At 72.4% G+C, this 12,719-nt stretch carries 11 protein-coding genes, 1 tRNA gene and 1 pseudogene; 4 read left to right on the plus strand and 9 right to left on the minus strand.

The genetic code is table 11. From position 1 onward, the window contains the following. The 6 genes from IG94_RS0137255 to IG94_RS0137280 form a co-directional block, all read right to left on the minus strand. The coding region (locus tag IG94_RS0137255; protein WP_031048274.1) for a hypothetical protein at window positions 1–457 on the minus strand (457 nt) is incomplete at its 3' end. Window positions 458–576: 119 nt separating this feature from the next. Further along, complete coding sequence (pth, locus tag IG94_RS0137260) at window positions 577–1,167, minus strand: aminoacyl-tRNA hydrolase (RefSeq protein ID WP_346009434.1); 591 nt, start codon at window positions 1,165–1,167, stop codon at window positions 577–579. A gap of 109 nt (window positions 1,168–1,276) precedes the next feature. Next, on the minus strand, window positions 1,277–1,867 hold the full coding sequence (locus IG94_RS0137265) for a 50S ribosomal protein L25/general stress protein Ctc (protein ID WP_031048280.1): 591 nt from the start codon (window positions 1,865–1,867) through the stop codon (window positions 1,277–1,279). 205 nt (window positions 1,868–2,072) lie between these two features. After that, window positions 2,073–3,047: a ribose-phosphate diphosphokinase gene (locus IG94_RS0137270; RefSeq protein WP_031048282.1), complete on the minus strand. Its 975-nt coding sequence runs from the start codon at window positions 3,045–3,047 to the stop codon at window positions 2,073–2,075. A 129-nt stretch (window positions 3,048–3,176) separates the two neighbouring features. Continuing rightward, window positions 3,177–4,625: a bifunctional UDP-N-acetylglucosamine diphosphorylase/glucosamine-1-phosphate N-acetyltransferase GlmU gene (glmU, locus tag IG94_RS0137275; protein WP_031048285.1), complete on the minus strand. Its 1,449-nt coding sequence runs from the start codon at window positions 4,623–4,625 to the stop codon at window positions 3,177–3,179. 120 nt (window positions 4,626–4,745) lie between these two features. Next, window positions 4,746–4,822: transfer RNA gene (locus IG94_RS0137280), tRNA-Gln, on the minus strand. 201 nt (window positions 4,823–5,023) lie between these two features. Here IG94_RS0137280 and IG94_RS0137285 point away from each other — a divergent pair. Beyond that, window positions 5,024–6,343 (plus strand): sensor histidine kinase, encoded by a 1,320-nt coding sequence (locus IG94_RS0137285; RefSeq protein ID WP_031048288.1) that lies wholly within the window; start codon window positions 5,024–5,026, stop codon window positions 6,341–6,343. Between the two features lie 29 nt (window positions 6,344–6,372). Here the strand turns inward: IG94_RS0137285 and IG94_RS0137290 are convergent, their stop codons facing one another. Continuing rightward, entirely contained in the window at window positions 6,373–6,867 is a 495-nt protein-coding gene (locus IG94_RS0137290) for an SUKH-3 domain-containing protein (RefSeq protein ID WP_031048292.1), read from the minus strand. Between the two features lie 91 nt (window positions 6,868–6,958). After that, the gene (locus IG94_RS0137295) at window positions 6,959–7,489 is read right to left on the minus strand and encodes a YwqJ-related putative deaminase (RefSeq protein WP_031048295.1); all 531 of its coding nucleotides are present in this window, start codon (window positions 7,487–7,489) and stop codon (window positions 6,959–6,961) included. Between the two features lie 280 nt (window positions 7,490–7,769). Here IG94_RS0137295 and IG94_RS0137300 point away from each other — a divergent pair, with 280 nt between their 5' ends. The 3 genes from IG94_RS0137300 to IG94_RS0137310 all read left to right on the plus strand — a co-directional run bounded on the left by IG94_RS0137300 (window position 7,770) and on the right by IG94_RS0137310 (window position 12,519). Further along, on the plus strand, window positions 7,770–8,765 hold the full coding sequence (locus IG94_RS0137300; RefSeq protein WP_078892577.1) for an SMI1/KNR4 family protein: 996 nt from the start codon (window positions 7,770–7,772) through the stop codon (window positions 8,763–8,765). 7 nt (window positions 8,766–8,772) lie between these two features. After that, a complete protein-coding gene (locus tag IG94_RS41240) occupies window positions 8,773–11,412 on the plus strand; it encodes an SUKH-4 family immunity protein (protein WP_031048301.1) in 2,640 nt (879 codons plus the stop codon). Between the two features lie 216 nt (window positions 11,413–11,628). After that, the gene (locus tag IG94_RS0137310) at window positions 11,629–12,519 is read left to right on the plus strand and encodes a hypothetical protein (RefSeq protein WP_031048304.1); all 891 of its coding nucleotides are present in this window, start codon (window positions 11,629–11,631) and stop codon (window positions 12,517–12,519) included. 96 nt (window positions 12,520–12,615) lie between these two features. Here IG94_RS0137310 and IG94_RS42300 read toward each other — a convergent pair. Continuing rightward, a pseudogene (locus tag IG94_RS42300) lies at window positions 12,616–12,719 on the minus strand (IS481 family transposase); the annotation flags it as partial.

Here is a 12,719-nt window from a genome sequence, read left to right on the forward strand (position 1 = left end):
ACCCCACGCCAACCCGCCGCAACCCCCCAGCCACCACCACCGACGCCAACAACAACGCCCCACCCAACGGCACCCACGCATACAGCACCCCCGCCGGCCCCGACCGCACCACCTCGTCGGTCCCCGGCTTCACCACCACCGCGTACGTCCGCCCCTTCGCCACCGCGACCGAGTCCTCGACGACGACCCGCTCCCGCTCCCGCGACCCCGCCGACGTCGGCGCGTACGGCCCACTGCACGCACCCTCCGCGCACCGCGTCACCTCGACCGTGCCCTGCTCACGCCCCTTGGTCAGCATCACGTGCTGCGCCGTACCCCAGGACGCCCACACACCCGCGATCAGAATCAGCGCGGCCACCGTCCCCATCACCGCGACCCGGCCGAACCGCAGCAGCGCACCGCCGGCCCCACGAGGACGGGCAGCGGCGGCGGCAGAGGCAGGCATGGCCGGGATCATTGGCCATACCCGCACGCCCGGTCAACTCACCCGCAGGCCATGAACCGACAAGTCGTACCAAGTACGAGCCACAGGGCGGGAGCCGTACCGCGCGAGCCGCACGCCCCTAGGGTCTGTCGTCACATTCCCGTCTGCCTGGCGACGCCATGCACGCACTCTCGCCGCACCGGGCGCCGACCACGTACAACCAGTACGCCGGTCGACGCCCGGCACGCCGAGAGCGAGAAGTCCCGCAGCACGAAGTCCGCCACCGGCATCCGCCCCGGCGGCCGCCCGATCCCGAACCGCACCCGGTGATACTCGGGGCCCAGCGACTTCGTGATCGACTTCAGCCCGTTGTGCCCGTTGTCCCCGCCGCCCAGCTTCAGCCGCAGCACCCCGTAGTCGATGTCCAACTCGTCGTGCACCGCCACGATGTTGCCGACCGGCACCTTGTAGAAGTCCCGCAGACCCGTCACCGGCCCGCCCGACACGTTCATGAACGACATCGGCTTTGCCAGGACCACCCGCCTGTTCGCCGGCCCCGGCGGACCGATCCGCCCCTCGACCACCTGCGCCTGCGCCTTGCCGTGCCGCTTGAACCGCGCGCCCATCCGCTCGGCCAGCAGATCCGCCACCATGAAACCGACGTTGTGCCGGTTCGAGGCGTACTCGCCGCCCGGATTGCCGAGACCGGCCACCAACCAGGGCGCACCCGCGTCCGTCGTCACGTCCCCGTCTCCTTCGTATCCCTCATACCGTCTGTACCCGCCGACATACGCGTCGGCCGCTGTCCCGCACGGGAACAGCGGCCGATCACACCATGACCGTGGGCCAGGATCAGGCCTCGGCGGCCTCGTCGCCCTCGCCCTCGGCGGGAGCCTCCTCCGCCTGCGCGGACAGGACCTGCAGCACGACGGTGTCGTCCTCGACGGCCAGCTTCACACCGGAGGGCAGCTTGATGTCCTTCGCGTGGATCGAGGCACCGGCCTCCAGACCCGCCACCGACACGGTGACCTGCTCCGGAATGTGCGTGGCCTCGGCCTCGACCGGCAGCGCGTCCAGGACGTACTCCAGCAGGTAGCCACCGGGAGCCAGCTCACCCTCGGCCTGCACCGGGATCTCGACGGTCACGGTCTCACCGCGCTTCACCAGCTGCAGGTCGACGTGCTCCAGGAAACCCTTGATCGGGTCACGCTGAACCGACTTCGGGATCGCCAGCTCGTTGGTCTTGCCGTCGACGTCCAGCGCGATCAGGACGTTCGGCGTACGCAGCGCCATCAGCAGGTCGTGACCCGGCAGCGTCAGGTGCAGCGGGTCCGAGCCGTGGCCGTACAGAACGCCGGGAACCTTGTCCTCACGACGGATACGACGGGCGGCACCCTTGCCGAACTCCGTGCGCGTCGCGGCGGAGATCTTCACCTCGGACATCTTCACTCCTCGCAGAGGTAGAAACGGACGTGGTCACCCGGCCACGAACGGCCTGCTACGAAGAGCGCGTCGATAACGGACAGCCGCACACACGCCGTGAAACGACGCGTACGGCCTCCCTCGCCGAGCAACTCCAGCAGTCTACTCGGACAGGAAGGCCGTACCCAAAACGATCAATTACCGCACGGTGCTCACAGCTCGTTGCTCACTGCTCGTCGAACAGGCTCGTCACCGAACCGTCCTCGAACACCTCGCGCACCGCACGCGCGATCGTCGGCGCGATCGACAGCACCGTGATCTTGTCCAGATCCAGATCGCTCGCCGACGGCAGCGTGTTCGTGAACACGAACTCGCCCACCTTCGAGTTCTTCAGCCGGTCCGCCGCCGGACCCGACAGCACCCCGTGCGTCGCCGTCACGATGACGTCCTCCGCACCGTGCGCGAACAGCGCGTCCGCCGCCGCACAGATCGTGCCACCCGTGTCGATCATGTCGTCGACCAGGACGCAGATACGCCCCTCCACGTCACCCACGACCTCGTGCACCGTGACCTGGTTCGCCACGTCCTTGTCCCGGCGCTTGTGCACGATCGCCAGCGGCGCACCCAACCGGTCGCACCACCGGTCCGCCACCCGCACCCGGCCCGCGTCCGGAGACACCACCGTCAACTTCGAGCGGTCCACCTTCGCACCCACGTAGTCCGCCAGCAGCGGCAGCGCGAACAGGTGGTCCACCGGCCCGTCGAAGAATCCCTGGATCTGGTCCGTGTGCAGATCCACCGCCAGGATCCGGTCCGCACCCGCGGTCTTCATCAGATCCGCGATCAGACGCGCCGAGATCGGTTCACGCCCCCGGTGCTTCTTGTCCTGCCGCGCGTAACCGTAGAACGGCACGATGACCGTGATGGAGCGGGCCGACGCGCGCTTCAGCGCGTCGATCATGATCAACTGCTCCATGACCCACTTGTTGATCGGAGCCGTGTGGCTCTGGATCAGGAAACAGTCCGCACCACGCGCCGACTCCTGATAACGCACGTAGATCTCACCGTTGGCGAAATCGAAGGCCTTCGTCGGAACGACCCCGACCCCCAACTGCTGCGCGATCTCCTCGGCAAGCTCGGGGTGTGCGCGGCCGGAGAAGAACATCATCTTCTTCTCGCCGGTCGTCTTGATCCCGGTCACAGCACTTTCTCCTCAGAGGTTCGCAGCTGAGTTCATGGGCGCTCCCGACTGGCCGCGGGCGCGTCTCAGCTGGTGGGGTGCGGATGTGCACTTATCACGGTACGCCGTGTTCGACGCGCCGGTTTCCGGTCAGTCTTCGCCGCCCGCGTCCCCGGACACCGCCTCGGCCGCCTTCGCCGCCGCGCTCCCCGGACGCTTCCGAGCCACCCAACCCTCGATATTCCGCTGCTGGCCGCGGGCCACGGCCAGCGAACCGGGCGGCACGTCCTTCGTGATCACCGAGCCGGCGGCGGTGTAGGAACCGTCCCCGACCGTGACAGGAGCCACAAACATGTTGTCCGAACCCGTACGGCAATGGGAACCCACCGTGGTGTGGTGTTTGTCCTGTCCGTCGTAGTTGACGAACACGCTCGCCGCACCGATGTTCGTGTACTCGCCGATCGTCGCGTCCCCCACGTACGACAGATGCGGAACCTTCGTCCCCTCACCCAGCGACGCGTTCTTCGTCTCGACGTACGTCCCCACCTTCGACTTCCGCCCCAGCCGGCTGCCCGGCCGCAGATACGCGTACGGCCCCACACCGGCCTCCGGACCCACGTCCGCCTTGACCGCGACGGTGTTGTCCACCCGCGCCCCCGCACCGACCCGCGTGTCCGTCAGCCGCGAGTTCGGACCGACCTCGCACCCCTCCGCGAGATGCGTCGCACCGTGCAACTGCGTACCCGGATGCAGAACGACGTCCTGCTCGAACGTCACTGACACGTCGACCCACGTGGTCGCCGGATCCACCACCGTCACACCGGCCAGCATCGCCCGCGTCAGCAACCGGTCGTTGAGAATCCGGCGCGCCTCGGCCAACTGCACCCGGTTGTTGATCCCCGCGATCTCCCGGTGGTCACCGGCCACCGACGCACCCACCCGGTGCCCCGCCTCACGCAGGATGCCGAGCACGTCCGTCAGGTACTCCTCACCCTGGCTGTTGTCCGTCCGCACCTTGCCCAGCGCCTCGGCCAGCAGCCGCCCGTCGAACGCGAAGACACCGGAATTGATCTCCCGGACCGCCCGCTGCGACTCGGACGCGTCCTTGTGCTCCACGATCGCCGTGACGGCACCCGACGCCCCGTCCCGCACGATCCGCCCGTACCCCGTCGCGTCCGGCACCTCCGCCGTCAGCACCGTCACGGCGTTCCCGTCGGCGGAGTGCGTGGCGGCCAGCGCCCGCAGCGTCTCGCCGGTCAGCAGCGGGGTGTCGCCGCAGACCACGACGACCGTCCCGTCCACGGCACCGCCCAGCACCTCAAGACCGACCCGCACGGCGTGCCCGGTGCCGTTCTGCTGCTCCTGCACGGCGGTACGCAGGTCGGGGGCGATCTCGGCGAGGTGCGCGGTGACCTTCTCGCGGGCGTGCCCGACGACGGCGACCAGGTTCTCGGGGTCCAGCTCGCCGGCGGCGGCGAGCACGTGCCCGACCAGCGACCGGCCGCACAGCTCGTGCAGGACCTTGGGTGTAGCCGACTTCATACGGGTGCCCTCACCCGCTGCGAGAACGACGACGGCTGCCGGGCGAATGGCGCTCACGGGATGCCCTTCGGCTTTGGGGGAGGGGTGGACATCCGCAGGATACCGGGGGGTTACGCGAGCAACACGGGTGCGGCTCTGCCTGAGGCGGTCAGAGCCCGAACCTGGGTCTTGTGGCTGTGGCTCCCCCGCAAGGATTCGAACCTTGACCTGCCAAGACCAAAACTTGGTGTGCTGCCGGATTACACCACGGGGGATCGCGCCTCAGACCCTACCGGAGACGTGCTCGCGCGTAGTCGTCCCCGGCTTGTTCTGTGAACTGCCATGGGCACCGTCCGGCCGGAATCCTCGCTTCCGGTGGGGAACGGCGTGGGGTTCACCAGTTCGAGGGATATCGCGTCGTATCGTTTGTCGAAAGTCACCGGAAAAGGGGCGCCCGGCGCCCGTAGGCTGGGAGCATGACCACGACGGGGGAAGACCACGCACCGGCCCGGGGTGGGCCCTGGTGGTGGGACAGGCGGCGCGGTGCGGTGCTCGATGTGAGCCTGGGTGCCGTGTCCGCGCTGGAGTGCGCGGCGGAGGGGGTTCCGTTCGCGCGGGACGCCGGGGTTCCGTTGGCGGTGGGGGTCGTCTTCGGGTTGCTGGCCGGCTCGGTGCTGGTGGTGCGGCGGAAGTGGCCGATCGCCGTGGTGCTGGTGACGATCGCCGTGACGCCGGCCGAGATGGGCGTTCTGATGGGCGTCGTCGGCCTGTACACGCTGGCGGCGTCGGAGTTGCCGCGGCGGATCATCGGGTCGCTGGCCGGGATGTCGCTGCTGGGGAATCTGGTGGTGACGTTCGTCCGGCTGGGGCAGGACTCGACGCAGAAGGCGCTGCAGTTCGGGGACTGGCTGCTGCCGTTCGCGTCGGTGACGATGTCGCTCGGTGCGACGGCGCCGCCGTTGCTGCTGGGGTTGTACGTCGGGCAGCGGCGGCGGTTGATGGAGAGTCTGCGGGAGCGGGCGGACAGCCTGGAGCGGGAGCTGCAGTTGCTGGCCGAGCGGGCGGAGGAGCGCGCGGAGTGGGCGCGGAGTGAGGAGCGCACGCGGATCGCGCGGGAGATGCACGACGTGGTGGCGCACCGGGTGAGTCTGATGGTGGTGCATGCGGCGGCGCTTCAGGCGGTGGCGCGGAAGGACCCGGAGAAGGCGGTGCGGAACGCGGCCCTGGTGGGGGACATGGGGCGGCAGGCGCTGACGGAGTTGCGGGAGATGCTCGGGGTGCTGCGCAGCGGTGGGGAGGGTGCGCGGGCCGAGCGGGCGGCGGTGCCGTTGGCGGCGGTGGGGGTGGCTGCGGCCGCGGCGGCTTCGCGGGCGGTGGAGGACGGGGAGGCGTCGTCGGAGGGGCCGTCCCTGTCGGAGCTGGACGAGTTGGTGGGGCAGTCGGCTGCGGCCGGGATGGTGGTGGATCTGTCGGTGGAGGGGGAGGAGCGGCCGTATGCGGCGGAGGTGGAGTCGACGGCGTTCCGGGTGGTGCAGGAGGCGTTGACGAACGTGCACAAGCATGCGGCGGGCGCGAAGACGTATGTGCGGCTGGCGCACCGGGTGTCGGAGATCGCGATGCAGGTGGAGAACGAGCCGCCGCCGGAGGTGTCGGCGGAGTCGTCGGCGCGGTTGCCGTCGGGGGGCAACGGGCTGGTGGGGATGAAGGAGCGGGTGTCCGCGCTGGGGGGTGTGTTCGTGTCGGGGCCGACGGACGCGGGGGGTTTCCGGGTGTCGGCGGTGATTCCGGCGTCGTAGCGGGGGCCGGGTGGTGTGGTCGAGGGGGGTCAGGGAGTGGTGAGGCGGGTGGGCTGGGTGCCGGCGACGAGGGTGGCGAAGGCGGTGTCGATGTCGGGGCCGAGGTACCAGTCGCCGGTGTGGTCGAGGGCGTAGACGCGGCCTTCGGCGTCGATGGCGACGAGGGCGTGGCTGTCGGTCTCGGTGCCGAGGGGGCAGGTCTGGGTGTCGAGGGCGCGGCCGAGGTCGCCGAGGGTGCGGGCCATGTGGAGGCCGTGCAGGGGGTCGATGTGGAGGGTGGTGGGGGCGATGTGGCGGCCCGGCCCCGTGGGGGTGATGTGGAGGCCGCCGAATTCGGCCCAGGCCTCGACGGCGGCGGGGAAGACGGTGTGGCGGTGTCCGGCGGGTGAGGTGTGGTCGCGCAGGGTGTCGGCCCAGATCTCGGCCTGCTTGATGTCCCAGCGTCCGGGTTGCCAGCCGGCGTCGCGCAGTGCGGCGTCGACGGGGACGGGGAAGCGGGTGGTGGAGGTGCGGTCGGCTCGCATGTGCCCTTGGTTCGTTTCGGTCGGCTCTGGCGGCTCTGGTGATTCTGGTGACTTCGGCGGCTGGGAGGCTCTGGCGCTCTTGCGGCTGTGGTCAGCCGTCGTCGGTCGTGGGGTCGACGACGCGGACGCCGAAGTGGGCGCTGAGGGCGGTGCAGGCGCGGCACGGTGGGGCGAAGCCGCCGTGGAGCGGGTCGCCGTCCTCGCGGATGCGGCGGGTGGTGAGTTTGGCGTGTTTGAGTGCCTTGCGGGCTTCGCCGTTGGTCATGGGTTTGCGGGCGGCGCGTTTGCTGCGTGCGGCGTCGGCGTTCGCGAGGTGGCGCGAGATGAGGATGGTCTCGGCGCAGCGGCCGGTGTAACGGTCTCGTTGGCCGCTGGTGAGGGTGTCGAGGAAGTCCTGGACGAGGTGGTGCAGGGCGGGTGGCGCGTCGGCGCGGGTGGCGGTGCCGGTGAGTGTGGCGCCGCGGACGGAGAGGGCGGCGGCGACGGTGGGGAGTATGCCGTCGCGGCGGTGCAGGAGGGCGGGGGCGTGGGTGGCTTCGGCGCTGCTCCAGCCGACGCGGGGGTCGCCGCCGCGGCGGTCGTCGGGCCGCCCGGTGTCGGGTCCCGTCTGTGTCGCACTCATGATCATTTCCCCTCCTGAGCATCCCCCCGGAGGTCACAGAGTGCCAAATCGCGGGGCTGCTGTGGAAGCTGGGGCGTGGCGACACGCCCGGGTATGGGCGGTGTGTCACGGGAGGGTGACGTCTGGTCACGGAAGTGGTGGTGCGGGGGTCGGGTGCGGGGTCCGGCGCCGGTGACCCCTCTCGCCGTACCGCATAGGCTGTCGGCACCGCGTTGGCGCGGTGACCAGACAGTTCAGACAGTGCAGACAGATCAGACAGACGCCGCAGGGGGCAACCGCCATGACGACAGGTCGGCTCGGGCAAGCAGCCGCGCCGCCGAACGCGGCCTATGCCGGGCAGGTCGTGCATTTCCCGGATCCGGTGCGGGCGCAACGTCACCCGAGAGGGGTACGGGTGGACGAGGGCGGTTACCCCGTCTTCTCGCCGTACGCCCGTGCGGTGGCGGAGATCGCGGAGCCGCCGGCGGGTTTCGGTGTCGACGAGTTGCGGCTGACGGACTACGTGTCGGCGAACGCGGTGCTCTCGGCGTCGGGGCACGAGCTGTGGGACACGGTCCCTGCGGTGGCGACGCCGCACGGCTGGACGTGGCACCACGTGGTCGGGTCGCGGCGGATGGAGCTGGTGCCGGTCGAGGTGAAGGCGCTGCTGCGGCATCACGGCGGGATCGCGACGGCGGCGGTGGACCAGGCCAAGCGCGGGACGCGGCCGTTGCAGGAGACGCGGCCGGTGCACTTCGGGCTGTCGAAGTCGGGCGTGGCGGTCTCGGAGCCGCAGGTGCAGGGCGTCGAGGAGGAGCTGGGATACCGGCTGCCGGGCGCCTACCGGTCGTTCCTGAAGGCGGCGGGCGGGTGCGCGCCGGTGGGTACGGCGCTCGACGCGGAGCTGGGACTGCTGGTGGACCAGCCGTTCTTCACGGTGCGTGAGGAGGCGGCGGTCAACGACCTGGTCTATGTCAACAAGTGCCTGCGGGACCACCTGACCAAGGACTACCTGGGGGTCGCTTTCGTCCAGGGCGGTCTGCTCGCCGTGAAGGTGAAGGGCGAGCGGATCGGGTCGGTGTGGTTCTGCGCCTACGACGATGTGCGGGACGTGGATCCGGGGTTGCCTCCGGCGGAGCGGGTGGAGCGGTTGCTGCTGCCCTGCGGTGAGGACTTCGACGCCTTCCTGTCGCGGTTGGCGGGGTCGCCGCCTGAGCTGGAGACGGTGGCGAACCTGATGGTGGACGGTGGGTTCGCGCATGCGGTGCCCGCGGCGGCCGCGTCTGTAGGGGAGTGAGCTGGCGATGGTGACGTTCGCGCAGGCGCAGGAGCGCGCGGAGGAGTGGGTCAACGGCGAACTGCCGGGCTACCAGCACCGCGAGGTGCGGGTGCGGGAGTTCGACCTGGGGTTCGTGGTGTGGGCCGAGGACCGTGCGGACGGGCCGCGTTCGGACGGGGGCGCGCAGCGGCTGGTGATCGCCCGGGACAGCGGTGAGGCGACGCTGTGGCCCGCGCTGCCGGTGGGTGAGGTGATCCGCCGGTACGAGGAGGAGTACGGGCGTCCCGACGAGCCGGAGGCGCCGGTGCCGCCGCCCGCCGCGCGGGTGGATCTGAATCAGACGTCGTTCCTGTTGAGTCCGCCGGAGTGGTTGCAGGAGGCGGCGGACAAGCTGGGGATCCCGGACCGCCGGCGCGGCGACGGCGACGGTGGGGACGGCGGTACTGGGGGTGCCGGTTCCGGCGCCGCGGCCGCGTCGTCGCTTCCGGAGACGCAGGCCGGCGTGCCGTCGGGGCCCTCGGGCCCGGTTGCTCCGGCCGGCTCGGACGCGGCTGCTTCGGCGGGCGCGCCGGGGAGCGGTACGGCGTGGCCGACGCCTGCCGGTGACTCCGGCGCGGGCGCGGGTGCGCCGGGTGCGCCGGGTGCTCCTGCCGGGGCGACGCCCTGGGCGGGTACGGACACCAACGCGGATGCCGGTGAGGACCGTTCCGTACCGCTGCCGCAGACCGTGTTCGCGCCGCAGTTGAACGATGCCGCCGTCCACGGCACGCCGCCGCCCCCGGCGACGCCGGAGGCCAAGACGGCGCTGATGTCGGGGGGCAGCCAACTGCCGCCGACGGCACTTTCGCCGGCGGTCGGCGATCCGAACGCGCCGGGTGCGGCGGGTGCGGCGGGTGCGGCGGGTGCGCCGGGTGCACCTGCCGCGTCGCAGGGCGCGTCGTCGGGGGCGGGGACGCCGCCGCCCGTGCCGCCCGCGCCTCCGACGCCGCCGGCCGGGTCCGGGGACGTCGCCGATGCCGCGACCAGCAGGGCGACGCCTCCGCCGCAGCGTGGCGGCGGTTCGGCCACGCCGCCTCCGCCCGGTGCGCCGGGTGCGCCGGGTGCGCGTCCGGGGAGCACGCCACCGCCGTCGGGGACTCCCGCGCCGGGTACGCCGGCGGGTGGCGGCTATGTGCCGACGCAGTTGGTGTCGTCGCTCGGTCCCGAGGGTCCGGGCGGGCCGTCGGCCCCGGGTACGCCTCCGCCGGGGGCACCGCAGCCGCCGCCCGCTCCCGGTACGCCTCCGCCGGGCGGGGTGCACCATGCCGCCACGATGCTGGCCGACCCGGGCGCCGGTGCGCCGCAGCCTCCCGGTCCGCCCGGCCCTCCCAACCCGCCCGGTCCTCCGGGTGCCCCCGCGGCGCCGTCCGCTCCGGGGACGCCGCCGCCTCCCCCTGCTGCTCCGGGGGCGCCGGGTTCCTCCGGCGGGGCGGGCGGCGCGGTGCACCACGCGCAGACCATGCTGGCCTCGCCCTCGGTGGGCGGCCCCGGCGGAGTCGGCGCGCCGCCGCCACCGCCTCCGCCGCCCCCCGGCGCCCCGGGCGCACCCGGTGCCGGTCAGTCCGTGCCGCCGCCGGGTGCCGTGCCGCCGCCCGGGCAGCCGGTGCCGGGGCAGCCGCCTGCGTACGGCTACCCGCCGCCGCCCGCCGGTCAGCCGACCGTCGGTCCGGGCTACCAGGCCGTGCTGCGCTACCGCGCGCAGGACGGTTCCGAGCAGCAGCTGATCCGGCGTTCGGCGCCGGGCACGCCGCATCCCGAGTGGCAGATCTTCCACGAGCTGCGTGCCATGAACGTGCCGCCGGACAAGGTCCTGGAGCTGCACACCGAGCTGGAGTCGTGCGAGCTGCCGGGCGCTTACTGCTCCCGGATGATCCGGGAGCAGTGGCCGCAGGCGCGCATCACGTCCATCGCGCCGTACGGCCCGGACCACGCGAGCCGTCAGCAGGGCATGCAGCAACTCCTCGCGCACCAGGGCGAGTTGCACCAGGTGGCCGACGGCCCGGCGCGTCCGGCGCCGGTGCGGGCGCCGCTGCCGCAGGTGCAGCCGGTTCCGCCCGCTCCGCCGGAGGCCGTCGGGCAGGAGCTGGCGGCTGCGTTCGGGCCGGGCGTCTTCCGGTTCGAGCAGGCCGCGGTGTCCCGGCAGGGTGTGCCGCCGGCGGTGGCGCACACGCTGGTGGCGGCGGGGCTGCCGACGGACATGGGGCCGTTCTTCTGGGCGCAGGCCCAGCCGGGGCGCCCGGTGCCGACGCTGGCGGAGCTGGCGGCGGAGCGCGGGGTGCAGCCGGCCTCGGACGCGGGGTCGTACCTCGTCGTGGGCAGTGACTTCGGCCGGGCGATCTGCGTGCAGTACGGCACGGCGGCGATCGTGGCGGTGCCGGTGGAGGCGGGTCCCGGCGGTGCGCCGGTGCCGCCGCAGTTCGTGAACACGGGGCTGCCGGAGTTCGTGCGTTCGCTGGCGCTGCTGGGCCGGATGTGGCGGCTGCGGTTCGGGCTGAACCAGGAGCAGGCGGGCCGCTGGACCGTCGACTTCCAGGCGCAGCTGGCCGCGTTGGACCCGGCGGCGCTGGGCTCGCCGGAGAGCTGGTGGTCGGTGCTGCTCGAGCAGATGTGGGACGGGCTGCTGTGAGGCGCTCGCGCCGCTGACCTGTGCGACGGGCGGGGCCCGGTCGTCCTTCGGGGCGGCCGGGCCCCGCCTTTCGTGTGCCCGGTCCGCGCCCCTCGTGTGCTCCGGCCGCGCCCCTTTGTGTGCGGTGTGTCGCGTTATGTGGGCTTACTTCCGATCCATAGAGTCGGTCGGGTCCAGTTAGCGCGACACCGGGTTCACCACAGGGGTGTGATGGGCATGAGCGGCGCGTCGGCGTCCGACCACGGCTTCGTGACCGCACGCGGGCGCGAGCGCGGCTACCGCCCCGGGCAGGTGGAGGAGTGCGTGGCCGCCCTCTGCGAGGACCGCGACGCCGCCTGGGAACGGGCCGCCCGCCTCACGGTGCTGGCCCGGGAGATGGAAGAGGGGCTCGGGGACCTGCTGGAGGTGGTCGAGCAGCTCGCGCCGCAGGACTACGAGGCCCTCGGGGGCCGGGCACGGCAGCTGTTCGCGCTCGGCGCGGAGGAGGCCGAGGCCGTGCGGGCGGGGGCGCGCGGCGCCGCGGAGGAGCTGATGGCGGACGCGCGGGCGTACGCGGCCGATGTGCTGGAGGCTGCCGGGGCGTACGCCGAAGAGGTGCGCGCCGAGGCGGACGAGCGGGCGCGGCAGGGGCTGCTCGCGGCGCGTGCGGAGGCCGACGGGGTGCGGATCGAGGCGCGGCGCGAGGTGAAGGCGGGGCGCGCGGAGGCGCTGTCCGTGGTGCGCGAGGCGCGCCGGCGTACCGACGCGATGCTCGCCGAGCAGAGCCGGGAGCAGGCGGAACGGCAGGCCGCGGCCGAGCGGACCGAGCGGGAGCGGGCCGAGGGCCTGGACGCGCACCACGCGGAGCTGATGGCACGCGCCGAGCAGGAGGTGTGCGAGGCGGAACGGGCGCTGGCCGGAGCCGGGGAAGCGGCCGTGCGCCGGCAGGAGGAGGCCGAGAGCCGGGCCGCCGAGGTGGTCGCCGAGGCCGGGGTGCGGCAGGAGCGGATCGCCCGGGAGACGGAGCGGATGCTGCGCGAGCACGGCGAGCGCTGGGACGAACTGCAGGCCCAGATGGACTCCGTGCGCAGCAACCTCAGCTCGCTGACCGGCCGCGGGGTGGAGTGACGCCGAGCGGGTCGGGCGCATGGCCGGAGCTGCCCGTTTGACCCTCACGCGGCGTGAGGGTGGACGCTCGGTGCGTCCGGGGGTGGAGAGCGACCCCTAGGTGTATTGCCCTGTGAGGTTGGGGACGCGGCTGGCGGGTGGTTGCCCTTTCAGCGCGGTGTGTCCGCGGTGGTGATTGTAGGTATGCAGCCATTGCGGGA

Origin of the sequence: Streptomyces olivaceus (assembly GCF_000721235.1) — a bacterium.
GTDB lineage: Bacteria > Actinomycetota > Actinomycetes > Streptomycetales > Streptomycetaceae > Streptomyces > Streptomyces olivaceus.

Coding starts and splice junctions, on each gene's coding strand:
- IG94_RS0137290 (WP_031048292.1), bottom strand. CDS start 6,867: ATGCGAGCCGACCGCACCTCCACCACCCGCTTCCCCGTCCCCGTCGAC.
- IG94_RS0137285 (WP_031048288.1), top strand. CDS start 5,024: ATGACCACGACGGGGGAAGACCACGCACCGGCCCGGGGTGGGCCCTGG.
- IG94_RS0137265 (WP_031048280.1), bottom strand. CDS start 1,867: ATGTCCGAGGTGAAGATCTCCGCCGCGACGCGCACGGAGTTCGGCAAG.
- IG94_RS41240 (WP_031048301.1), top strand. CDS start 8,773: ATGGTGACGTTCGCGCAGGCGCAGGAGCGCGCGGAGGAGTGGGTCAAC.
- IG94_RS0137295 (WP_031048295.1), bottom strand. CDS start 7,489: ATGAGTGCGACACAGACGGGACCCGACACCGGGCGGCCCGACGACCGC.
- IG94_RS0137300 (WP_078892577.1), top strand. CDS start 7,770: ATGACGACAGGTCGGCTCGGGCAAGCAGCCGCGCCGCCGAACGCGGCC.
- IG94_RS0137310 (WP_031048304.1), top strand. CDS start 11,629: ATGAGCGGCGCGTCGGCGTCCGACCACGGCTTCGTGACCGCACGCGGG.